17 protein-coding genes are annotated in these 20697 nt (G+C 67.8%); 10 read left to right on the forward strand and 7 right to left on the reverse strand.

Translation table 11 applies throughout. The features are described 5' to 3' along the window. Window positions 1–21: 21 nt before the first annotated feature. A complete protein-coding gene (gene thrS, locus NMLP_RS04105) occupies window positions 22–1950 on the reverse strand; it encodes a threonine--tRNA ligase (protein WP_015408869.1) in 1929 nt (642 codons plus the stop codon). Between the two features lie 150 nt (window positions 1951–2100). Between thrS and NMLP_RS04110 the strand changes: the two genes are divergently transcribed. Together NMLP_RS04110 and NMLP_RS04115 are read left to right on the forward strand one after the other, a co-directional pair. Next, on the forward strand, window positions 2101–2877 hold the full coding sequence (locus NMLP_RS04110; protein WP_049926128.1) for a hypothetical protein: 777 nt from the start codon (window positions 2101–2103) through the stop codon (window positions 2875–2877). Continuing rightward, window positions 2874–3086: a hypothetical protein gene (locus NMLP_RS04115; protein WP_015408871.1), complete on the forward strand. Its 213-nt coding sequence runs from the start codon at window positions 2874–2876 to the stop codon at window positions 3084–3086. The genes NMLP_RS04110 and NMLP_RS04115 overlap by 4 nt, the downstream gene beginning before the upstream one ends. Before the next feature lie 75 nt (window positions 3087–3161). Here NMLP_RS04115 and NMLP_RS04120 read toward each other — a convergent pair whose 3' ends face one another. Further along, complete coding sequence (locus NMLP_RS04120; RefSeq protein ID WP_015408872.1) at window positions 3162–4082, reverse strand: KaiC domain-containing protein; 921 nt, start codon at window positions 4080–4082, stop codon at window positions 3162–3164. Window positions 4083–4235: 153 nt separating this feature from the next. Between NMLP_RS04120 and NMLP_RS04125 the strand changes: the two genes are divergently transcribed. Both NMLP_RS04125 and mptA read left to right on the forward strand, forming a co-directional pair. Next, window positions 4236–5048 carry an NAD(+)/NADH kinase gene (locus NMLP_RS04125; protein WP_015408873.1) on the forward strand — a complete coding sequence of 271 codons (813 nt, stop codon included), beginning with the start codon at window positions 4236–4238 and terminating at the stop codon, window positions 5046–5048. Window positions 5049–5117: 69 nt separating this feature from the next. Continuing rightward, window positions 5118–6059, forward strand: coding sequence for a GTP cyclohydrolase MptA (mptA, locus tag NMLP_RS04130; RefSeq protein WP_015408874.1), 942 nt, complete (start codon window positions 5118–5120; stop codon window positions 6057–6059). A 149-nt stretch (window positions 6060–6208) separates the two neighbouring features. Here mptA and NMLP_RS04135 read toward each other — a convergent pair whose 3' ends face one another. From NMLP_RS04135 to NMLP_RS04150, 4 genes are all read right to left on the reverse strand, one after another. Further along, complete coding sequence (locus NMLP_RS04135) at window positions 6209–7825, reverse strand: DUF255 domain-containing protein (protein ID WP_015408875.1); 1617 nt, start codon at window positions 7823–7825, stop codon at window positions 6209–6211. 81 nt (window positions 7826–7906) lie between these two features. Then, window positions 7907–9505, reverse strand: a complete 1599-nt coding sequence (locus tag NMLP_RS04140; RefSeq protein ID WP_015408876.1) for a preprotein translocase subunit SecD — start codon at window positions 9503–9505, stop codon at window positions 7907–7909. After that, window positions 9502–10359: a protein translocase subunit SecF gene (gene secF, locus NMLP_RS04145; protein WP_049926131.1), complete on the reverse strand. Its 858-nt coding sequence runs from the start codon at window positions 10357–10359 to the stop codon at window positions 9502–9504. The genes NMLP_RS04140 and secF overlap by 4 nt, the downstream gene beginning before the upstream one ends. A 116-nt stretch (window positions 10360–10475) precedes the next feature. Beyond that, window positions 10476–10892 (reverse strand): plastocyanin/azurin family copper-binding protein, encoded by a 417-nt coding sequence (locus NMLP_RS04150; protein WP_015408878.1) that lies wholly within the window; start codon window positions 10890–10892, stop codon window positions 10476–10478. Window positions 10893–11076: 184 nt separating this feature from the next. On the opposite strand from NMLP_RS04150, the gene NMLP_RS04155 reads away from it, so the two are divergent. From NMLP_RS04155 to NMLP_RS04170, 4 genes are all read left to right on the forward strand, one after another. Then, window positions 11077–11760 (forward strand): protein sorting system archaetidylserine synthase, encoded by a 684-nt coding sequence (locus NMLP_RS04155; RefSeq protein ID WP_015408879.1) that lies wholly within the window; start codon window positions 11077–11079, stop codon window positions 11758–11760. A gap of 62 nt (window positions 11761–11822) precedes the next feature. Next, window positions 11823–13172, forward strand: a complete 1350-nt coding sequence (locus NMLP_RS04160; RefSeq protein WP_015408880.1) for a HEAT repeat domain-containing protein — start codon at window positions 11823–11825, stop codon at window positions 13170–13172. 126 nt (window positions 13173–13298) lie between these two features. Then, a complete protein-coding gene (ppc, locus tag NMLP_RS04165) occupies window positions 13299–15992 on the forward strand; it encodes a phosphoenolpyruvate carboxylase (RefSeq protein WP_015408881.1) in 2694 nt (897 codons plus the stop codon). A gap of 51 nt (window positions 15993–16043) precedes the next feature. Beyond that, window positions 16044–17708 (forward strand): phospholipase D-like domain-containing protein, encoded by a 1665-nt coding sequence (locus NMLP_RS04170; protein ID WP_015408882.1) that lies wholly within the window; start codon window positions 16044–16046, stop codon window positions 17706–17708. 26 nt (window positions 17709–17734) lie between these two features. Here the strand turns inward: NMLP_RS04170 and NMLP_RS04175 are convergent, their stop codons facing one another. Next, complete coding sequence (locus NMLP_RS04175; protein WP_015408883.1) at window positions 17735–19645, reverse strand: DHH family phosphoesterase; 1911 nt, start codon at window positions 19643–19645, stop codon at window positions 17735–17737. Between the two features lie 114 nt (window positions 19646–19759). Here NMLP_RS04175 and NMLP_RS04180 point away from each other — a divergent pair, with 114 nt between their 5' ends. Further along, the gene (locus tag NMLP_RS04180) at window positions 19760–20266 is read left to right on the forward strand and encodes a Mov34/MPN/PAD-1 family protein (RefSeq protein WP_015408884.1); all 507 of its coding nucleotides are present in this window, start codon (window positions 19760–19762) and stop codon (window positions 20264–20266) included. Then, window positions 20263–20691, forward strand: a complete 429-nt coding sequence (locus NMLP_RS04185; RefSeq protein ID WP_015408885.1) for an adenylyltransferase/cytidyltransferase family protein — start codon at window positions 20263–20265, stop codon at window positions 20689–20691. The genes NMLP_RS04180 and NMLP_RS04185 overlap by 4 nt, the downstream gene beginning before the upstream one ends. Window positions 20692–20697 lie beyond the last annotated feature (6 nt).

The raw sequence follows: 20697 nt of genomic DNA on the forward strand, positions 1-20697 counted from the left end.
GTCCGTGCACGCTATATGACGTCACTCGCCGACGAAGTCCGGTTCGACGCGTTTCTCGTCGACCTCGCCCTGAAGATGGGCGCAGAACGTCTCGACGTCGACGCCCTTTGCCTCCGCCTCGAAGCGATCCCGGACCGAGACGGTCCCGGCCTCGACCTCGTCGTCGCCGACGACGAGCATGTAGGGCACACGGTCGTCGTGGGCGGCCTGGATCTTCTTACCCACCGTCCACGAGCGGTCCTCGATTTCGACGCGGAACTCGGAGAGATAGCGATTCTTCAGCTGTTTGGCGTAGCCGATGTTGTCGTCGGAAACGGGAAGGATCCGGACCTGCTCCGGGGCGAGCCACGTCGGGAAGTTCCCGTCGAAGTGCTCGATGAGCACCATAAAGAAGCGCTCGTAGCTGCCGTAGAGCGCCCGGTGGATCATCACCGGCTGGTGTTCCTCGTTGTCCTCGCCTGTGTAGGAGAGCCCGAAGCGCTCGGGCATATTGAAATCGAGTTGCACCGTCGGGCCGTCCCAGTTCCGCCCGAGGGCGTCCTCGAAGGCGAAATCGATCTTCGGGCCGTAGAAGGCGCCGTCGCCCGGCTCGACGTCGTAGTCCATCCCGCTGGATTCGAGCACCTCCCGGAGTTGGGACTCGGCGGCTTCCCAGATCTCGTCGGAGCCGACGGATTTGTCCGGACGGGTCGCGAGGGCCACCTCGTGATCGAGGTCGAACGTCTCGAGGACCTCGTCGATTTGCTCCATGATCGTGGTGACCTCCCGCTCGATCGAGTCGGGCTTCACGAAGAGGTGCCCGTCGTCGATCGTGAACGCCCACACCCGCGAGAGCCCCGAGAGCTCGCCGCGCTGTTCCTTCCGGTAGACCTTCCCGTTCTCGGCGTAGCGGACGGGCAGGTCCCGGTACGACCAGTTGCCCTGGTTGAAGATCGTCGCGTGGCCGGGGCAGTTCATCGGCTTGAGGCCGTACTCCTCGTCGTTGACGTCGAGGAGGAACATGTCGTCGACGTAGTTGTCGTAGTGGCCCGACTGCTTCCACAGCTCCGTCCGGAAGAGATGCGGCGTCTCGACGAACTCGTAGCCCTGCTCGTCGTTGAGACCGTCGACGAACGCTTCCAGCTCCCGGAGGATCGCCTTCCCGTTGGGGTGATACAGCGGGAGGCCGGGACCGGTCACCTCGGGAATCGAAAACAGGTCGAGCTCCCGGCCGAGCTTCCGGTGGTCGCGCTCTTTGGCCGCCTCGCGCCGAGTCAAGAACGTCTCGAGGTCGGCCTCGCTCTCGAAGGCCGTCCCGTACACGCGGGTGAGCGTGTCGTTGTCCTCGTCGCCGCGCCAGTACGCCGCGGCGATGTTCAGAAGCTTCACTGCGCCAATCTCGCCCGTCGAGTCGACGTGTGGACCCCGACAGAGGTCCTGCCAGCCGTCCTGGAGATAAAATGAGACCGTCTCCTCGCCTCCGGCCTCGGTCTCTAGTATCTCGCGTTTGTACTCGTTGTCATCGTAGATATCGTGTGCCGCCTCGCGGGAGCGTTCGACGCGCTCGATGTCGTAGTCGGCCTCGATTATCGACTCCATCTCGGCTTCGAGGTCCCCGAAGTCGTCCGCCGAGAGGTCGACGCCCGTCACGTCGTAGTAGAAGCCCTCGTCGGTCGGCGGGCCGATCGCGAGTTTCGACCCGGGATACAGCCGCTGGAGCGCCTGCGCGAAGACGTGGGCCGCCGAGTGTCGCAACACCCGCAGGTACTCGTCGGATTGATCCGTGACGATGACGAGTTCGCAGTCCTCGACGAGCGGTTCGGCCTTGTCGGTGAGGTCCCCGTCGACGACGCCCGCGACCGTGTCCGCTCCGAGCCCGGGTCCGATCTCGTAGGCCACGTCCTCGACGGACGACCCCGACTCGACCTCGAGTTCGGACCCGTCCGGCAACGTGACGACGATGTCGCTCATGGCTACGATAACTTCCGGGGGCCGCATAAGTCCAGCCTTTCGCCGGTGGCGGCTCCGTTGCTCTCCGCCGTGGCTACCCCGTCACCACTCGAAGCGGTCCCCGACGCCGAGTCCAGCCGCTTTATTGTTCTCTCGCCGCTAGGCTCCGATATGATATTCGGATTCGGCGAGGACGACGACGCGGAGTCGACCGACGAGGCGAACAACGACACCCCCGAGGGGACGGAGGCGGACGCCGGGGCAGTCGACACCGACGACGGGGACGGTACCGACGACGCCGAGTCGGACGCGCGCGAGCCGAGCGAGGACGAGCCGGACGACGACAGCGCGACCGAACCTGGATTGGGCGGCGATGCGGACGGCTCTCCGGACGCGGACACCGACGCCTCGGACGTCAAGCCGGACGACGGCGACGGGGACGACGAGGACGTAGATCCCGAATCGATCTCGACGATCGACCGGATCGTCCTCGACCCCGAGGAGTTGGTCCAGGCAGTCGCGTACAACGGTCAAGAAGACATCGGCCAGAAGTCAAAGGCGGTGTACAGCCTTCGGCCGCCGTTCGCGCCGACGGTCCGACCGGGCATGAAACACCTCGAGGAGCACTCGGTCGAGGGGAAAGCCGACGACGAGATTCACCTGCGCCCCTTCCGGTTCGTCGTCGAGGGGCGGGCCGTGATCGAACAGCGCCCGACACGGCAACTCGCGAGAGAGGAGATGGACGCCGACGACCCCACCGACGCGGCGATCGAGGCGTGGATCGACGAGGCGATGGAAGCTTGGAAGGGTCACGTCCGGGGGAACCTCGCCGAGTCGGTCGACATCTTCTCGCCGCACGGGATGACGATCGTCGACGTCGAGTACGAACCGGAGCCCGAGGCCGAGGCCGAGCCTGACTCCGACTCCGACCCCGGCGCTCTGGAGTGATTCGCGTGCGGGAGGGGTATCCGAAGCGGCCGCCCGAGGGCGTGCCCCCGGAGCATCGCGAACGCGCCCGCACGCTCCAACTCGAACTCCTCGTCCTCGAGGCACGTCTCGATGCCGCGAACTTCGAGGACGAGGAGGCGTTCCGGCGCGCGATCGACGAGCGGCGCTCGGAACTGGACTCGCTTCGCGACCCGGCGGCGGACGCGTAATTCATTTGTAATCCTCGTCCGTCGATATATAAACCCCGCGAGCCGCTCCGTGAACTCTCGACCCGGTCGCGCCGCTCAGAAGATGTCTGCCTGTCGGTACACCGAGAGCCCGTCGCCGGTGATCTCGTAGGGTTTCGTCTCCCGGGAGTGGTTGGCGTTTCTGATCTTCTGGATCTCGACGGCCAGCCGCGTCTCTCCGAACTCCGATCGGACGTACTGGAGGACGAAGACGGCGTCCGTCAGGTACTCGATGATGCCGTGTTTGGAGGTGTAGGCGTCCCGGTCGCTCGCCTCGCTCGTCAGCATCGTCGTGACGCCCGCCCGTTTGAGCGACTTCGTGAAGTCGAACACCTCGGTTCGACGCCTGGACTGCTCGTCGTACATCATCTCGAGCAACGAAACCGAGTCGAGTACGAGCCGCTCGGCCCCGAACGCCGAGACGAGCCGTGGGAGGTCGTTTCGGATCGACGTGAGGCTGTTGGCCATCTCGATCGGGTCCAGATCGACGATCGCCAGTTGCTCGTCGGCGACGTACTCATCGAAGGGCCAACCCTTCTCCTTGGCCGCCCGCTCGACGGCCGAGGCGCCCTCCTCCAGCGTGATGAACACCGCCTTCTCGCCGGCCTCGAGCCCGTGGTTGATAAACTGCAACCCGAAGGTGGTCTTCCCGGTCCCGGCCGATCCCATCGTGACCATCAGCGAACGCTCGGGGACGCCGCCCTGGATCATCTGGTCGAGGCCGCCGATGCCGAGTTCGATGCGCGGGATATCCGACTCGAAGGACTCCTCGAACTCGTCACCGCTCGCGCCCGCTCCGGCGTCGAGGGCGGCCTCGAAGTCCGCCATCTCCGGGCCGTCGCCCCCGCCGGAGGAGGCGGCGTCGAAGGCGGCCTCGAAGTCATCCGTCGTCGGCTCGCCGCCGGTCGGGTCGTCCGCGAGCGACTCGTCGTCCCTGCCGTCAGGGCCGTCCCGCTCGAACCAATCGTCGTCACTCATTTCCGCCCCCCGGTCGGCGCGCCCATACCAGTACGTTCGGCCGCCGGGGACTTATATGGACGGCTCCGGTTCGGGCGCGTCCGCGCCGCCCGCACTGTCCGCGCGCTCGGGCAGTCGGGGAGCTTTTGTCGCCGGCTGTCGAAGGTCGATCAGATGCATATCGGCGTCGTCGCAAAGCGTGACACCCCGCGTGCCGTCGAGCTCGCGGGCCGGATCCGACGCCGCGTGGACGCGACCGTCACGCTCGACGAGTTGACCGCCGAGGCGCTCGGCACCGAGGGCCGCTCGGTCGGAGCGCTCGCGGCCTGTGATCTCGTGGTCTCTATCGGCGGCGACGGGACGTTCCTCTTTGCCGCTCGCGAGGTGTCGCCGACGCCGATTATGGGGGTCAATCTCGGTGAAGTCGGCTTTCTGAACGCCGTGTCGCCGGGCGACTGCGTCGGGTCGGTTCGGTCGGCGGTCGATCGCCTCCGGGGTGGTGAAGCGACGTTTCAGGAACTTCCACAGATCCAGGCGGCGGGTGACGGCTGGGAGCTTCCGGCGGCGGTCAACGAGGTCGCGATCCTCGGGCCACAGCGCGGCCGGAACAACGGAATCGGCTTCGAGGTCCGCGTCGACGGCGAACGCTACGCGGGAGGACGAGGTGACGGCGTGCTCGTCTCGACGCCCGCGGGATCGACCGCTTACAACCTCAGCGAGGGCGGCCCACTCGTCCACCCCGACGTGTCGGCGTTCGTCGTCACCGAGATGTGCCCCGTAGAGCCGATGCCCTCGCTCGCCGTCCCGACGGTGGCCGAAATAACCGTCCGAGTCGAGAGCGCGGCGAGCGCCGTCGTCGTCGCGGACGGCCGGAGCCGCGAGCGCGTCGACCTGCCGAGTACCGTTTCGCTCCGCCCTGCGGAGACGCCCGTTCGGATCGCCGGCCCGCGGCTGGAGTTCTTCACCGCGCTCGGGAAGCTCGAGTGACCGGTTCGGCTGGCAGGCGGGCTGCCCCTTCCGAAAGCGATAACGGTGCTGCGGCCTTTTAAATAAGTAATGAGCCAGCAGCTGCCGGACGTCCAGGCGTCCAGCCCCGAAGTCAGCGTCGGCCTCAACCGGGTCGGCGTGACGGGTGTCGAAAAGCTCGTGAAACTCCACCGACCGGAGGACCGCCCGATCGTCCTGATGGCGGAGTTCGAGGTGTTCGTCGACCTCCCCGGCTGGCGGAAAGGGGCGGACATGAGCCGGAACATGGAGGTCGTCGACGAGATGCTCGAGGAGGCCGTCTCCGAGCCCGCCCTCCGGGTCGAGGACGTCTGTGGCGACGTCGCCGAGCGCCTCATCGAGAAACACGACTACACGACGGAAGCCGAGGTCCGCATGGAAGCCGAATACGTAATCCGCGAGGAGACGCCGGCGACCGACCGGCCGACGCAGGCGACGGCCGACATCGTCGCCTCCGCGACCGCCAGCGAGGACGGCACCACGCGCGAGGAGATCGGTTGTCACGTCGTCGGGATGACCGTCTGCCCGTGCTCGCAGGGTATGAGCGAGTCGCGGGCCCGCGACGTGCTCGAAGGCCTCGACGTCGAGCGGGAGACGATCGACGCGTTCCTCGAGGAGGTCCCACAGCCCGGTCACTCACAGCGCGGCCACGCGACGTTGACCGTCGAGACGTCCGGCCAGCCGCAGGTCGACCTCAACGACCTCATCGAGATCGCCCGCGACTCGATGAGCGCGCGGATCTACAACCTCGCGAAGCGGCCCGACGAGGACCACATGACCTTCCAGAGCCACAGCGACGCGAAGTTCGTAGAGGACTGCGTCCGGGCGATGGCCGATGGCCTCGTCGAGACTTACCCCGACCTCCCCGACGACACGGTCGTTAGCATGGAACAATCCAACGACGAGTCGATCCACCAGCACAACGCCCACGCCGAGCGCGTCGCCGAGTTCGGACAACTTGCGGACGAAGTCGACGGCGAAACGGACGTCTGAATACCTCGGACGGGTCTTTTTCCCTGCCTGTTTCTATATTGCCCCCGGCTCGTGAGAGACGTGCTCGCGTCCGGCAGAAACACCGAACGGCACGTCAGACGTTGTGGATAGATCGTTCCCCCTCGAACATCGAGGCGGCTCCGATCTTTTTAAATACTCGGTCCCTCGGCGGCCCGATCGAGCAGTGCGTCCGGCGTCTCCGCCGCGGGGAGCGCCTCGCCGCCCCGGACGACGACGGCGTCGGAGCGGTCGCCGGGGACGACGACCTTCTCGTGGTCCGCGATCCTGAGTGCCGCCCGGTGGAGGTCGGTCCCCGCGGCCGGCGTCCGGACGACGAGTGGCTCGTAGTGCGAGCGCGCACAGGCCGCGGCGTAGCCGGCCGCCTCGACGCCCATCCGATCGTAGGCCCCGGCGAAGGCGGCGAGGGCGTCCTCGGCGGCGTCGCCGTAGCGCGCCTCCCCGGTCAGCGCCTCGAGGTCGAGGAGGGCGTCCGCCATCTCCGCGTTCGTTCCGAGCGGGTACAGCGGCCGCTCGAGCAGCCCCGCCCCCGTCGGATCGCCGTCGCGGAACGAGCCGTCGGCGGCGACGAGGCGGTCGACGGCGTCGTCGGCCACCGCCCGCGCCGGGGGGAGCCACCCCTCCGGGCCGGTAACCTGCGCCGCGGCAGTCAGCCCCGAGAGCACCCGGGCGTGGTCGACGAGCAGTCCGGACTCGCTATCTTCGCCCGCGAAACGGTCGACCCGGCCGTCCGCTACGAGCGTTCCGAGGACGGTTTCGAGCGCCCGTTCGGCATGTCGTCGGGCCCCCTCGTGGTCGGTGAGGGCCGCGAACCGAAACAGCGCGTCGGCGGCGATGCCGTTCCTGTCGGCGAGGACGGTCGGGTCGACGTGGGGTGGGTCCGCGTCCTCGCGTTCGGTCGGTTCGAGCGTGTAGTAGTCGCTCGCGGCCTGGCTGGCCCCGAACGCGTCGTCGCTCCAGGCGGTCGTCGTCAGGTACTCCGCGGTCCGTTCGGCGGTCTCCCGGTAGGCGTCTTCGCCCGTGTAGAGATAGCCCGCGGTGAACGCCCGGAGCAGCGCCGCGTTCTCGTCGACCAGTTTCTCGCGGTGGGGCTCACCCCAGCGCCGCGTCTCGGCGAAGCGGTAGAACCCGCCGTCGTAGGTGTCGAACAGGTGGGTCCGGACGGCTTCGAGCGTCCGGGTAGCGCGGTCGCGGTCCCGCTTGAGCGCGAACTCGATGGTCCGTGCGAGGGGGAACTTCGCGTCGGTCCCCCACCCGCCGTACTCCTCGTCGAACGCGGCCGCGACCTGCTCGACCATGTGGGCCTCGACGTCGGCTGTCACCTCGCCAGCGGGGCGGTCGTCGCCCGACACCGACCGGGGGACCCGGCCGGCGGCACTCCCCTTCGCGTCCCAGGAGCCCCGGACGCCATCGAGGACCTGCCGGAGGCCGTCCGGACCGAGATACGTCGCGCCCGAGAGCACCTCCCCTTCAGGGGTGAGAAAGACGGTGGTCGGGAACCCGCCCATGTTGTATCGCTCCCGGATTCGGGGCTGTCTGTCGACGTCGACACGAACCGGGAGGAAGCTCTCGTCGATGTTGGCGGCGAGTTTGGGGTCGCCGTAGGACTCCTCGTCCATCCGGTCACACCACGCACACCACGGGGCGGTCAGCGAACACAACACCGGCTTGCCGGCACGCTCGGCGGCCTCGAAGGCCTCGGGACCCCACTCGTGCCAATCGACGAGCGTCCCGTCACGGAATGTCATACAGTCGGTTTCGGGGGCAGCGACGAAAGGGCTTCGAAGCGCCGCGGAACGGCGACCCCGGGGTCAGACCGGACCTCGTTGTCAGTCGTCCTCGCCCAGCACGAGGATGCGGAGGATGTCCCCGTAGGCCGGCCGCGTAATCAACACGCCGATCAGGACGCCGACGATCGTGACGATCGCAAAGCCCTGTAGATCCCCGAGCGAGAGAACCGCGAGCGGCGACATCGCGACGACCGTCGTCGCGGCCGCGGCCCCGATGACCCAGAACGCCTTCCGGAACCGCGACTCGAACACCCGCGAGGTGCTGACGTCACCCTGTTGCATGATTTCGTCGGCGATGATGACGAGGTCGTCGACCCCGGTCCCGATGACCGCAATGAAGCCCGCGATGTGAGAGAGATCGAGCGGCAGACTCACCGCGGCCGCGAACCCGAGGAGGAGGTACACCTCCGCACCCGCCGCGAGTAACATCGGCGCCGCGATCTCCTTGCGGCGATACCGGAAAAAGACCATGAGCGAGACCGCGAGCACCGCCGCGCCGCCGGTCACGAGCGAGAGCGGCTTGAATCGCTCGGCGAGACTCGGTAACAAAAAGAACGTCGTCCCGCGGTTGTCGATGTCGAGGTTGGTTCGGAGCGCGCCCGCGCGCATGTTGATTTCGAGTTCGCGGGCCTCCTCGAAGGAGGTCGTCGTCGTCCGGTAGGAGGGATCCTCGTCGAACGCGCCGCTTTCGAACGACGAGGAGAGACTCGGCGCGATGCCGGCGGCGAAGACGACCTCGCCGTCCAGGGTCGTCAACAGACACCGACCGGGGTCGTCCTCGGTGTTCGCCTCGAGGGAGGCGTTCAGGTCGTATCGACACCGCGTGCCGCCCTGCTGGTCGAAGCCGTTGGCCCGCATGGCGTCGCCGAAGCGCGCGCCGGCCCCCTCGCTCAGTCGGATGGGGACGAACGTCTCGCCCTGTTGCTGTTGTGCGCCACCCACTTCGGCGAGGTCGCCCTGGTCGAGCAAGGCTTCGGTCTCGTAGGTGCCGTTCTCGTCCGGGTACATCGCCCATATCTCGACCTGCCCGCGGTCGCCGATGAGGTCTATGACCTCGGTCCGGTTCGCGCCGGGCACCTCGACCACCATGAACTGCTGGCCCGGCGCGGAGACCTGCGTGGCCGTTCCGCCGCCGAGACCGCGCTCCGTGAGCCGCTCGTTCAGCACGTCCTCGGCGTTGTCGCGGGTGTCCGAGGTGACGCCCATCCGGACGTCGCCCGCCTCTGTCGGATAGCCAGCCGCCGAGAGCGCGTCGGCGAACTCGGCTCGGGTCGTGTTCCCGACGACGTCGTCGTCGAACACCTCGACGGTTCCGGTCTCGGCGTCGGCTCGGACGTCGCTCGCGCTCAACTCGAGTTCGTCCTGCAGCGTCGATTCGATCGCCCGCCGATCGCTCGGATCGATCTCGAGCCCCGAGACCGTCATCCCGACGAACGGCGCACGAACCTGCGTGCCGCCAGAGAGCTCGAGCCCGAACTGCAGGTTGGTGTACTGCGACCCCGACGCCTGATCGGCGTCCTCGCTCGGCCCGAGGATGCCACCGCTGCCGCCGAGCGGCGCGAAGACGGCGACCGTACTCACGAGCAAAAAGCCGACGAGCAGCCAGATCCGCCAGTGTTTCTTGATGTGGAGTTTCATTTGGCGATCCCCTCGTACTTGTAGTATCGGAGCAGGCTCACGTTCAACAGGTAGGTGTTCATCAGATCGGCCAACAGCCCGAAGGCGAGTATCACCCCGACGTCGGGGAGCAGCGGGATGCCGAAGGCGTAGGCGACGAGCGTCATCACGACCATTGCGGCAATCGATGTCGTCGTCATCGTGACCCCGGTCCGCATCGCCCGGGCCGTCGAGGTGTAAAAGTCACCGTGGCGTCTGAGGACGTGGTTGTTCAAGAGCAGATCCGAGTCCACGGAGTAGCCGACGAGCATCAAAAGCGCCGCGACCGTCCCGAGTGTCAACTCGATGTCGAACAGCCGCATCAGCGCCAGCGGGATCACGAGATCCGAAAAGGCCGACGCGATGACGGCGATCGACGGGATGAACGTCCGAAACATCAGGGCGACGAGGGCGGCCATGCCGCCGAAGGCGACCGCCAGCCCGATGATCGCCTGCCGCTGGGAGTCGGTGGCGAAACTCGCGGATCGCTCGCCGACCGACTCGATCTCGTAGCCGGCGCGTTCGGCCTGTTCGAGCAGCGGATCTGCGTCGTCGGCCTGGAACGTCAACTGATAGGAGTCGGTCTGCCCGGCGATCGGCGTGACCGATTCGACCTCGGTGTCGAAGGTGTCGCGTATCTCGGTGGGGGCGTCGTCGGTGACGACCTGCATCTCGGTGCCGCCGGTGAACTCGATGCCGAGCGCTACCGGCAACCCCGACAGCGCCGTCGCGACCGCGAGGACGACGATGGCAGCGGCCAACACCCCGAGCGGGACCACCACCAACTGGCGGTTGGTGTACTCCGTGTAATCGATGTCCGGTACCGGCACATCCATGCCTCCCGATGTGAATGCCCCGCGAATAAGGGTTGTCGTTCGCTCGCCCGAGGGCACGGATCACCGTGGGAGAAACCCACGTGGACGCCAGCCGGCGGAAGCGTCCCCGCCGTGGCTCACTCCGTCACGACGATTACGCCGACCATCCCGCTCGGCTCGTGGGGGATACAGAGGTAGTTGTGCCGGCCGGGGACCTCGAAGGTGTGTTCGTACGTCCCGCCGGGCGAGATGTTGCCGCCGCCGGTCGCGTGCCACTCCTCGCGGGCGGTCTCGAGGTCGCCGTAGCCGCCGGAGGCGAAGTACTCGGCCGACTCCGGGATGGTTCCCTCGTAGGCGGTGACGGTGTGGCCCCGGGAGCCGTTGTTGCCCCAGACGACGGTCTCGCCGACGGACACCTCGTACTCCTCGGGGAGGAAGGCGTTCTGCGACATCCCGATGTCGAAGTCGGCGTCGCTGAGTCCGCCGTCGAGACAGCCCGAAAGGGCGACCATCGCCGTCGTTCCGGCGGCTGTAAGAAACGACCGTCGGTCCATATTCGCGTTTGCGGTCGGACGGATATATGTACCGCGGTCCCGGAACGGAGACGCCACAGCTTCCCGGTGCGGGCGGAGCGTGGCCCGCCGATCGACCGCGAACGAACGGGGACAGACACGGCCGCCGGCCGCGACCGGAAACGAACCTACTAAGACGCCCGTCGTCGACCGCCGAGGTAGAGTCATGCAGCCGCGGTTTCTCGGACGGCTTGGCGTCGCCGATACGGTGACGGCCACGAACGCGGCCATCGGCTTCGCCGCCGTCGCGACCGCGACGGTTGACCCTTCGCTCGCGGCGCGGCTGATTCTGTTGGCCGCCATCGCCGACGGCCTCGACGGCGTCGTCGCCCGCCGTCTCGGCGGGACCGACGTCGGACCGTTGCTCGATTCGCTGGCGGACGTGGCCTCGTTCGGCGTGGCCCCGGCCGCACTCGTGTACGCTGTCGCGACCGACGGCGGTGCGGCCGGGAGTACGACCCCGCTCGCTCTCGCTGCGCTCGTCGCGTCGGGGCTGTACGTCGCTATGGCTGTCGTCCGACTCGCCATCTACACCCTCGAGGACAGCGACCGCGCGGAGACCGTGGGGGTACAGACGACGCTGTCTGCCACGCTGCTCTCGGTGGCGTATCTCGCCGGGGTCGGGGAGCCGGCGGCGTTGATCGCCCTCGTCGCGGCGTGTTCGTACCTGATGGTTGCACCGGTGTCGTACCCGGACCTCTACGCGCGGGACGCGATCGTCCTCGGCGGGTTGCAGGCGCTCGTTATCGCCTTTCCGGTCGCGTTCAACCGCGTCCTGCCGCGATCGCTTTTGGTGTTCGCCGTCGGCTATCTCGTCCTCGCTCCCGTCGCGTACTGGCGCGAGCCCTGAGCGGAAGCAGTGCTGGGGGGACGAAGGGAAACGCTCTTGGCCCGCTCTGCCGGACGTAGCGTATGACCAACGGGGACGACGAGCCCGCCGACGGCACCGACGACGGGGCGTCAGACGGCGACGCCGACACCGAGCCCGGAGCCGAAAGCGACACCGCAGACGTCGAGGCGCTCGAGTCGCGGCTCGAGGACGCCGAGTCGGCCCTCGAAGCTGCCGGGACGGAGGCCGATCTCGATTCGGTCGAGGCGGCCGTTGACGACATCGAAGCCGACCTCGAGGACGCTGAGTTCCCGGTCGTCGAGCCCGATGACGACGACGAGGAGCCGGAGGACCTGGCCGAACCGCTCGAGGACCGACTCGGCGATCTCCGCGACGGCATCGAGGACCAGCGCGGTCCCTACGGCGAGGACGTCGCCGACGCGGCGGGCGACGCCGCGGGGACGATCCGCGGGACGCGCTGGACCCGGGACGGCGAACCCGCCGTGGCCGCCGCGGTCGAGGCCTTTCTCGAATCCGCTAGAGAGGAACTCGACGCCGAGTTCGCCGTCGCGAGCGGCAGCGGCGAGGAGGGGGACGGCGACGACGGGGGCAACGAAACCGACAGGCTGGCCGACGCGGTGGAGTCGGTCGGTGAGACCGCCGCCGACGGCCGCCTCGACGCCGACGAAGACGCCGGTACCATCGCCGCGCTCCTCGAAGCCGCCGACGCCCTCGAGTCGGCCCTCGAGGACGCCGAGGAGTGGAGCGACCTCGAGATCGCCGAACAGCTCGAACGCGAGGGGTTCTACGACCGCATGCACTCGGAGAACCGCAAGGACTTCCCGCCGGAACTCGGCGTCGTCCGGATCGCCGAGGCCGAGAACGATCCGGAGCGGATCCTCATGGCGCTCGAAAATTTCGATTCGGACTTCATGCAGGAGAACTGCCTCGACGCGCTCCGGCGGCTCGGCCCCGAGGAGGCGATCGAACCGGTCGAGGCGCTCGCACAGCGCCGCGAGGTGCCCGCCATCGAGGTGCTCGGCAAGATCGGCGCCGAGAGATCGGTCGAGACACTTGTCGATTTCGTCGATAGCGGGAATCCACCGCTCCAGAAGGCGACACTGCGCGCGCTCGGCGAGATCGGGAGCGAGGAGGCGAGCCAACCGATCGCGAACGTGCTGGCAGACGAGAACTCTGCCGTCCGTTCGGTCGCAGCCCGGGCGCTGGGGCTCATCGGCGATACGCGCGCGATCGAGCCGCTTTCGGACCGACTCGACGACGACGATGAAACGGACGAAGTCCGAGGGTCGGCCGCGTGGGCGCTGGTTCGGATCGGCACCGAGCGCGCGCTCGAGGCCGCTGCGGCCCACGACGACGACCGCGATTACGCCGTTCAACTCGAGGCCGAGCGGGCCCGCGACGCGACCGCGTGAGACGCGTCGGGTCACGGATTTATAACGATAGATCACTGGATAGAAGCCCCGAGACAGGTGTTTGCGGTCGTGGCATCGTTTGGCCGGACGCCGTGTTTTATATATCCGTCCTCGGAACGTATCGACATGCGACTACACCGTCGTGACATACAGCGCGACATCCGGGAGTTGGGGGCGATGCTCGGCGATACGATCGAAGCGCAAGAATCGCGGGCCGCCTTCGATACCGTCGAGCGCCTCCGGAAGCGGTCGGTCGACCGACGGAGCGGCGGCGGCGACGTCGGATCGATCCGAACCGAACTCGACGACCTCGACGCCGACCGTGAACTCGTGGCCGCGAGCGCGTTTACTACGTACTTCGAGTTGATCAACCTCGCGGAGGAGCGCGAGCGAATCAGGGCCCTCAGAGAGCAGGCCCAAGCCGGCGTCCCGGACGACGGCCTCGAGGAAGCCGCCGACGCGCTCGCCGGCAACGACGCCGAGGACATCGCCTCGATACTCGAGGACGTCTACATCCAGCCGACGTTCACCGCCCACCCGACCGAGGCCCGGCGCAAGACGGTGAAGGCGAAGCTTCGGTCGGTGTCGTCGTCGCTCGAGACACTCGACGAGCGGCTCCTGACCGACAAAGAAGGTGGACAGGTCGAACGGGAACTCCGCGCCGAGGTGACGAGTCTCTGGCAGACCCCCCAGATCCGCCAGCGACGGCCGGAGCCGACCGACGAGGCGTTGAACGTCCAGTGGTACCTCGAAAACACGCTGTTCGACGTCGTCGGCGAGGTGTATCAAGAACTCGAGGACGCGCTCGCGGAGCGGTCGGCGTTCGACGCCGAACAACGGGTGCCGACGCTGTTCGAGTTCCGGTCGTGGGCGGGCAGCGACCGGGACGGCAACCCCTACGTAACGCCGGAAGTGACGACCGCGACGCTGTCGAGACAGCGGCGCGTCGTTCTCGAGAAGTACCGCGAGGAACTAAAACGGCTCTCGGGCGTGTTGAGCCAGGACTCCGATCACGTCGAGATCGGCTCCGAGGTCGACGAGCGGCTGGCACACCACGAGGAGGCGCTGCCGTCCGTCTCCGCCGAGGCCGAAGAGCGATATCCGGACGAGCCGTACCGACAGCTCCTGCGGTTGATGCGCGAGCGACTCGACCGCGTCGGGACCGTCCGCCCCGGCGAGTACGGCCACGTCGACGAGTTCGTCGCCGACCTGGACGCCATCGGGGACGATCTCCGCTCGAACGCCGCTGGCAACGTCGCGGACGTCCACGTCGACCCGCTCCGCAGGCAGGTCGAGACGTTCGGCTTTACGCTTGCGAGTCTCGACCTGCGGGACCACCAGGAGAACCACACCCTCGCGATCGAGGCGGCGCTCGAGAGACAGGGGATCGACTACGCCGGACTGGACGAAACCGAGCGCGTCGAGTTCCTGACGGACGCCATCGCCGAGGACGACCCGATCCTCGAGTTCGACGACCTCGGGGAACTCGACGAGACCACCGAGCGCGTTCTCACCCGATTCGAACGGCTGGCCGACTGGCAACGCGAGTACGGCACCGACGCGATCGACACGTACTGCATCTCGATGTGCGAGGAGCCGAGCCACGTCCTCGAGGTGCTGTTCTTGGCCGATCAGGTCGACGTCGTCGACCTCCCCGGCCACTCGGGGCTCGACGTGGTGCCGCTTTTGGAGACCGAGTACGCCCTCTCGGGGGCCCGCCGAATCATCGGGACGCTCTTCGAGAACGACGCCTACGCCGCGGCGCTCGAAGCGCGCGGGGGGACACAGGAGGTCATGCTCGGATACTCCGACTCCTGTAAGGAGAACGGCTTCTTCGCCGCCCAGTGGTCCCTCCAGCGGAACGAAAAGCGACTCGCGAACATCTGTTCGGACTACGGCGTCGATTTGCGGCTGTTCCACGGACGCGGAGGGTCGATCTCACGCGGTGGCGGTCCGATGAACGACGCGTTGCTCGCGCTCCCGAACGAGACGGTGACCGGCGAGGTGAAGTTCACCGAGCAGGGCGAGGCGATCGCCGAGAAGTACGCCAGCCCGAAGATCGCCGAGCGCGAACTCGAGCAGATGCTCAACGCGCAGCTGCGGGCCAGACAGGGAGCGATCGAACGGCCCACCGAACCGGTCGAAGAGGAGTGGATCGAAGCGATGGAGACCGGAGCGGCGGCCGCCAGGGAGGCCTACGAGGACCTACTGGAGACCGAGGGCTTCGTCGCCTTCTTCGAGCAGGCGACGCCGATCACGGTCATCGAGAACCTCAATCTCGGCTCGCGGCCCGCGTCCAGAAGCGGCGAGCGGACGGTCGAGGATCTGCGGGCGATCCCGTGGGTCTTCGCGTGGACGCAGGCGCGGTGTATCGTTCCCGGGTGGTACTCGCTGGCGACCGGCCTCGACGCGTATCTCGAGGACGGCGGCGATATCGAGACGCTCGAGGAGATGTACGAGGCCTGGCCGTTTTTCCGGAGCATGCTCGACAACGCGGCGATCGCGCTGGCGAAGACGGACATGACCATCGCCGCGGAGTACGCCGCCCTCGCGGAGGAGGACCTCAGAGAGCGGATCTTCACCGATATCGAGGCCGAGTACGAGCGGGCCGTCGGGTTGGTATCGGAGATCACGGGGGGGGACTCGCTGCCGCTGTCCGGGTGGTTCGAGGAGAGCCTCCGGCGTCGGAACCCCTACGTCGACCCGCTGAACCTGTTGCAGTTGCGGTTGCTGTCGCGCTCGGAGCGCTCAGAGGCCGAGCGGCGGGCGCTCCGCATGACGGTCAAGGGGATCGCGGCTGGCATGAAAAACACTGGCTAGAGGCGGCCGCCACGCCAACGATTTATATATCAGCACGGGGGCACACCCCGTGTGCTCGGACGCATCGCCGCGGCCCTCGTGGTCGTCCTCGCGCTATCGAGCGGCGTCGCCGGCGCTGTCCCGGACGCCACGGCGACGGCGACGCCGACCCCCTCGGAACCGTCGGTCGGGTCGGCGAACGCGACGCTCGTCGCCGCGTATCCGAACCCGGTCGCCCACGACGACCGCGGCGAGTTCGTCGCCGTCCGGTTCGAGCGCCCGACGAACACGACGGGGTGGACGCTTACCGACGGGACGACGACAGCGGGGCTTCCGAACCGGACGGTCGAGGGGACCGTCGCGTTCGCCACCGTCCCCGAACGGGCACGAAGCGGAACTGACTATCGCGTCGCGCCGCTTTCGGGTCGGCTCCGGTTGGCCAACGGCGGCGACCGGCTGGCGCTCTCGGACGGAAACGACACCGTCTCGACCGCCCGCTACCGGAGCGCCCCCGAATCGGAGATCCGCGAGTTCGGGGCGGGGGTGTGGCGGCCCGTCGGGGCGACCGATCACGACCCGATCCGGACGGACGGAGGGGCTGGGACGGCGTTCGTCCTCCCGGACGCGCCGAACCAGGCGGTCGAGACGCTCGCGTCGGCCGACGAACGGATACGGCTGGCCGGCTACACGTTCACGTCCGAGCGGATCACGGCGGCGCTGCTCGAAGCGGCCGCCGAGGGGGTCGGCGTCTCGGTCCTGCTCGACGGCGCGCCGGTCGGCGGGATCACCGACCGGCAGGCCGGCCAACTCGACCAGCTGGCCGAGGGGGGCGTCGACGTTCGCCTCCTCTCCGGACCGCATCTCAGGTACCGCCACCACCACCCGAAGTACGCGGTCGTCGACGACCGGGCGCTCGTCCTGACCGAGAATTTCAAGCCGGCCGGAACCGGCGGTGCGTCGAGTCGGGGATGGGGCGTCGTCCTCGAGGACGCCTCGGCCGCCGACGCCCTGGCGTCGGTTCATCGGGCCGACTGGACGTGGCGCGCGGCCACCCCCTGGCGGGAGTACCGGCGGGGCCGGGACTTCGTCGACGGCGAACCCGCGCTCGGATCCTTCGGAACCCGCCACGAACCGAAACGCATCGACGTCGACTCGGCGACCGTCCTCGTCACCCCCGACAACGCCGGGACGGCGCTCCACTCGCGGATCGAGGCCGCCGAGGACCGACTCTTGATCCAGCAAGTTCGGATCGACAGCCGCGAGAACGACCTGCTTCGGGCGGCGCTTCGGGCGGCCGAGCGGGGCGTCCGGGTCCGGATCCACCTCGGCGGCAGCTGGTACGTCGAGGAGGACAACGCCGCACTCGTCGCGTGGCTGAACCGCCGCGCCGAGAGGGAGGGGTGGGACCTCGAGGCCGTAGTCGACGATCCCGATCCCGACGGCTACGGCAAGATCCACACGAAAGGCGTAATCGTCGACGATACCGCCGTCGTCGGGAGCCTCAACTGGGTGGAATCGGCGACGACGGAGAACCGGGAAGTGCTCGTCGCACTCGAGTCGGCCGGCGCAGCCGACTACTACGCGTCGGTCTTTCGCTCCGACTGGAGCGGCGGGAGCCGCCCGATCCCCGGCGGGTTGCTCGCGGCCGCCGCGGTCGCCGGAAGCGGAGGACTGCTGGCGCTCCGACGGCTCGAATTCGTCGGGCGGGAGGGGACGGTGACCGACTGGCGGTGGTAGGAGCGCGCGGCCGCCGGACGCCCGTTTCAGCCGTCGTCGCGAAGCAGCGTACTCCGGAGATCCGCGTCGAGTTCGGCCGATTCCATCTTGTCGACGAGGGCGTCGAGGACCCGCTCGCGGGCGCCGGGAACGAACTTGATCGAGCCGACGACCAGGTGGCCGCCACCGGAGACGCCCGCACCGTCGAGCTCCGCTTGCAGTTCGGTCACCATGTTCGGGATGTCGAGGCGGACCCCGTCGGAACGCAGCACGGAGAAGTCCGGGCCATAGCCGATCGTGATGACCGGATCGCCCGTTTCGGTCACCTTCCGGTCGTGGAGTTCGCCCGTGGTCTTCCCGGGGGCGGGGTAGGTGAACCGACGGGCGTGGTTCTCGACGTCGAGCCGATAGAGGTGGGCACCGTTGTCGAGGCGCTCGTGTTCGACGTGGCCCTCGGCGTTCTCGAGTTGGTCCTCGACGTCGCGGCGGGCCCGCGAGGCGAGGAAGTCGACGAGTTCGGCGTGCCGCTCGGGGTCGTCGCAGTCGAGGTCCAAGGCGTCGCTTATGAGGTTCGGTCCGGAGCTGTACCGGAGCCAGTGGGCGGCGTAGTCGAGCGCCTCGACGATGTCGTTCAACGCCGACTCGTCGTAGCCTGCCGACTCGGCGAGTTCGAGGTATCGCTCCATCGCGTCGGCCTTCGAGCGGTCCGCAAGCCCCGCGACTGCGGGGACGTGTTCGAGGTCGTCGGTGATCGAGGGGTCAATCATCCGCGCCAACTCGACGCACATCATCCCGGTCGTGATCCGGTAGTCCTCGCCGTGGAGGTAGGGGTTGACATGTTCCTCGAGCAGCGGGCCGACCGCGTCGGGGTCGGGATGGTGGTGGTCGACGGCGAGAATCGGGATGTCGTACTGGGCGAGCGCCCGGTAGGCCGGTGTGTCTTCCTCGGTCGATCCGTTGTCCACCATAAACAAAAGCGGAAGCCGCTGGCCGTGTCTGACCTCGTCCTCGAGAGCGAAGTTCAGATCGCGCGTCACGTCCTCCATCTCGTAGTACGGCGCCTTCGAGGGGAGCCGTTTGAACAGGTGCCGCGGCGCGTCGGGGTCGGCGTGGACCTCGGAGATGAGGTTCTCGAGGGCGAGTTGGACCGGCAACGCGGCACACATGCCGTCGCCGTCGGCGTGGTGTCGGACTCGGATCGGACGTCCCTCGAGGACAGCACGTCGGAGGCGGCGCGCGACGGCCGCGAGGTCCTCGCGGAGAGCGTCGAACGCCGGCCACTCGATCAGCGGCTCCGGATCGGTCGGGGTTGCGGCCGCCTCGACCGCCTCGTCGACGCGCGCCCGGACCGTCTCTCGCTCCTCGCCGTCGAGGATCGAAACTGTCTCGACCTCGAGTTGCGGGGCGTCGTCGTGGGCTTCGACGGTACCGCTGACGCGAACGGTGTCGTCGAGTTCGATGTCGGGGTACGCGCGGACGCCGGCCGCCTCGAAGGCCGCACAGGGGACGATACCGGTCCCGTCACGGATCGAAAACACCGTCGGGCCGGCCGTCTGTTTGATCTGGACGACGTCGCCCTCGAGGTACACCGCGTCGCCGGTCCGGTCGCCGAGCGAGCCGATCCGGGCGCTGTCGCCGTGAGCGATGTCGGCTCGATTGACCCTGTCGGGATCGGTGGCGACCTCCTCGAAGCCGAGGTCGCCGTTCTCTCGGATCTCGACGAGTTCGACGACGATCTCGTCGCCGATCTCGTAGGTGCTGTCGAGCTTCGATTCGTGAACGAGCCCGGAGACCACCTCGGACAGGTCGACGAAGACACCGTACTCGACGACGCCGTTGACGGTCGCCACGTAGCGAGCGCCCTCCTCGATATCGTCAGATGTACAGCCGGGTGCGAGGTCCTTTGCGACTCCCTCCCGGGAGCCGTGATCCCCGTCACTGGCGGTAGACGAATTCATTACCGAAATATGCGCCCTGGGTCGTTTTAAGCGTGTTGTATCCGTGGCCGGCGGGGGCGTCGTGGGCCTCTCAAACCCGGAACGCTTAGTTGTCGGGCGGCCCCACTGTCGGGTATGGGTCTGTTCGGGTCGTTGTTGAAACCGAAGCTCTTCAGATCGAGCGAACTCGTCGGCATCGCCGACGACGCCATCCAGCTCGCCCTGCAGGCGTCCGAGGACGCCCACCCCAACGAATACATGGGGCAACTCCGCGGACAGGACGCGCGCAAAGTCGGGCTCGACCGCGAGGGGACGGTCATCACGGACGTGTTGCTTGCGCCGGGGACTAAGACGACCCCGACGAGCGCGGAGTTCAACCCCAGCTACATGCCCAACGACCTCGACAGCGTCGGGTCGGTTCATTCCCACCCGAACGGGGTGTTGCGCCCGAGCGATGCGGATCTGGCGACGTTCTCGCGGGGGCGGATACACATCATCGTCGGCGCACCCTACGGCCGGGGCGACTGGCGGGCCTTCGACCGGGAGGGAAAGCCGACCGACATCGACGTGGTGTCGGTCGACGTCCCCGACGAGCAGTTCTTCGATTTCACGCAGGCCGACATCGACCGGGAGCTCCGATGAGACGCGTCGTCGCACAGGGGACCTTCGATCTGCTTCATCCCGGACACCTCCATTACCTCGAGGACGCGAAGTCCCGTGGCGACTGTCTCGACGTCATCGTCGCTCGCTCGGAGAACGTCACGCACAAGCCGGCCCCCGTGGTGCCGGACCGACAGCGGCGCGAGATGGTTGCCGCCCTCGATCCGGTCGACGGCGCTCGGCTCGGCCACGTCACGGACTTCCTCGTGCCGATCCGCGAGATCGATCCCGACGTCATCGTGCTCGGCCACGACCAACACCACGACGAGGAAACGCTCGCCGGACTGTTGGCCGAGGAGGGCATCGATTGTGAGGTCGTTCGCGCCTCGGCCCGCGACGCCGACCCCGACGCGGAGTTGCTCTCGACAGGGCGGATCATCGATCGGGTCTGCGAGCATCGCTGTTGAATCGGG

It is taken from the genome of Natronomonas moolapensis 8.8.11, assembly GCF_000591055.1.
GTDB lineage: Archaea > Halobacteriota > Halobacteria > Halobacteriales > Haloarculaceae > Natronomonas > Natronomonas moolapensis.

What these genes read in the sequence shown, in the direction of transcription:
- thrS (WP_015408869.1), bottom strand. Translation starts at nt 1,950, where the DNA reads ATGAGCGACATCGTCGTCACGTTGCCGGACGGGTCCGAACTCGAGGTC.
- ppc (WP_015408881.1), top strand. Translation starts at nt 13,299, where the DNA reads ATGCGACTACACCGTCGTGACATACAGCGCGACATCCGGGAGTTGGGG.
- NMLP_RS04180 (WP_015408884.1), top strand. Translation starts at nt 19,760, where the DNA reads ATGGGTCTGTTCGGGTCGTTGTTGAAACCGAAGCTCTTCAGATCGAGC.
- secF (WP_049926131.1), bottom strand. Translation starts at nt 10,359, where the DNA reads ATGGATGTGCCGGTACCGGACATCGATTACACGGAGTACACCAACCGC.
- mptA (WP_015408874.1), top strand. Translation starts at nt 5,118, where the DNA reads ATGAGCCAGCAGCTGCCGGACGTCCAGGCGTCCAGCCCCGAAGTCAGC.
- NMLP_RS04150 (WP_015408878.1), bottom strand. Translation starts at nt 10,892, where the DNA reads ATGGACCGACGGTCGTTTCTTACAGCCGCCGGAACGACGGCGATGGTC.
- NMLP_RS04135 (WP_015408875.1), bottom strand. Translation starts at nt 7,825, where the DNA reads ATGACATTCCGTGACGGGACGCTCGTCGATTGGCACGAGTGGGGTCCC.
- NMLP_RS04110 (WP_049926128.1), top strand. Translation starts at nt 2,101, where the DNA reads ATGATATTCGGATTCGGCGAGGACGACGACGCGGAGTCGACCGACGAG.
- NMLP_RS04185 (WP_015408885.1), top strand. Translation starts at nt 20,263, where the DNA reads ATGAGACGCGTCGTCGCACAGGGGACCTTCGATCTGCTTCATCCCGGA.
- NMLP_RS04155 (WP_015408879.1), top strand. Translation starts at nt 11,077, where the DNA reads ATGCAGCCGCGGTTTCTCGGACGGCTTGGCGTCGCCGATACGGTGACG.
- NMLP_RS04175 (WP_015408883.1), bottom strand. Translation starts at nt 19,645, where the DNA reads ATGAATTCGTCTACCGCCAGTGACGGGGATCACGGCTCCCGGGAGGGA.
- NMLP_RS04140 (WP_015408876.1), bottom strand. Translation starts at nt 9,505, where the DNA reads ATGAAACTCCACATCAAGAAACACTGGCGGATCTGGCTGCTCGTCGGC.
- NMLP_RS04120 (WP_015408872.1), bottom strand. Translation starts at nt 4,082, where the DNA reads ATGAGTGACGACGATTGGTTCGAGCGGGACGGCCCTGACGGCAGGGAC.
- NMLP_RS04160 (WP_015408880.1), top strand. Translation starts at nt 11,823, where the DNA reads ATGACCAACGGGGACGACGAGCCCGCCGACGGCACCGACGACGGGGCG.
- NMLP_RS04125 (WP_015408873.1), top strand. Translation starts at nt 4,236, where the DNA reads ATGCATATCGGCGTCGTCGCAAAGCGTGACACCCCGCGTGCCGTCGAG.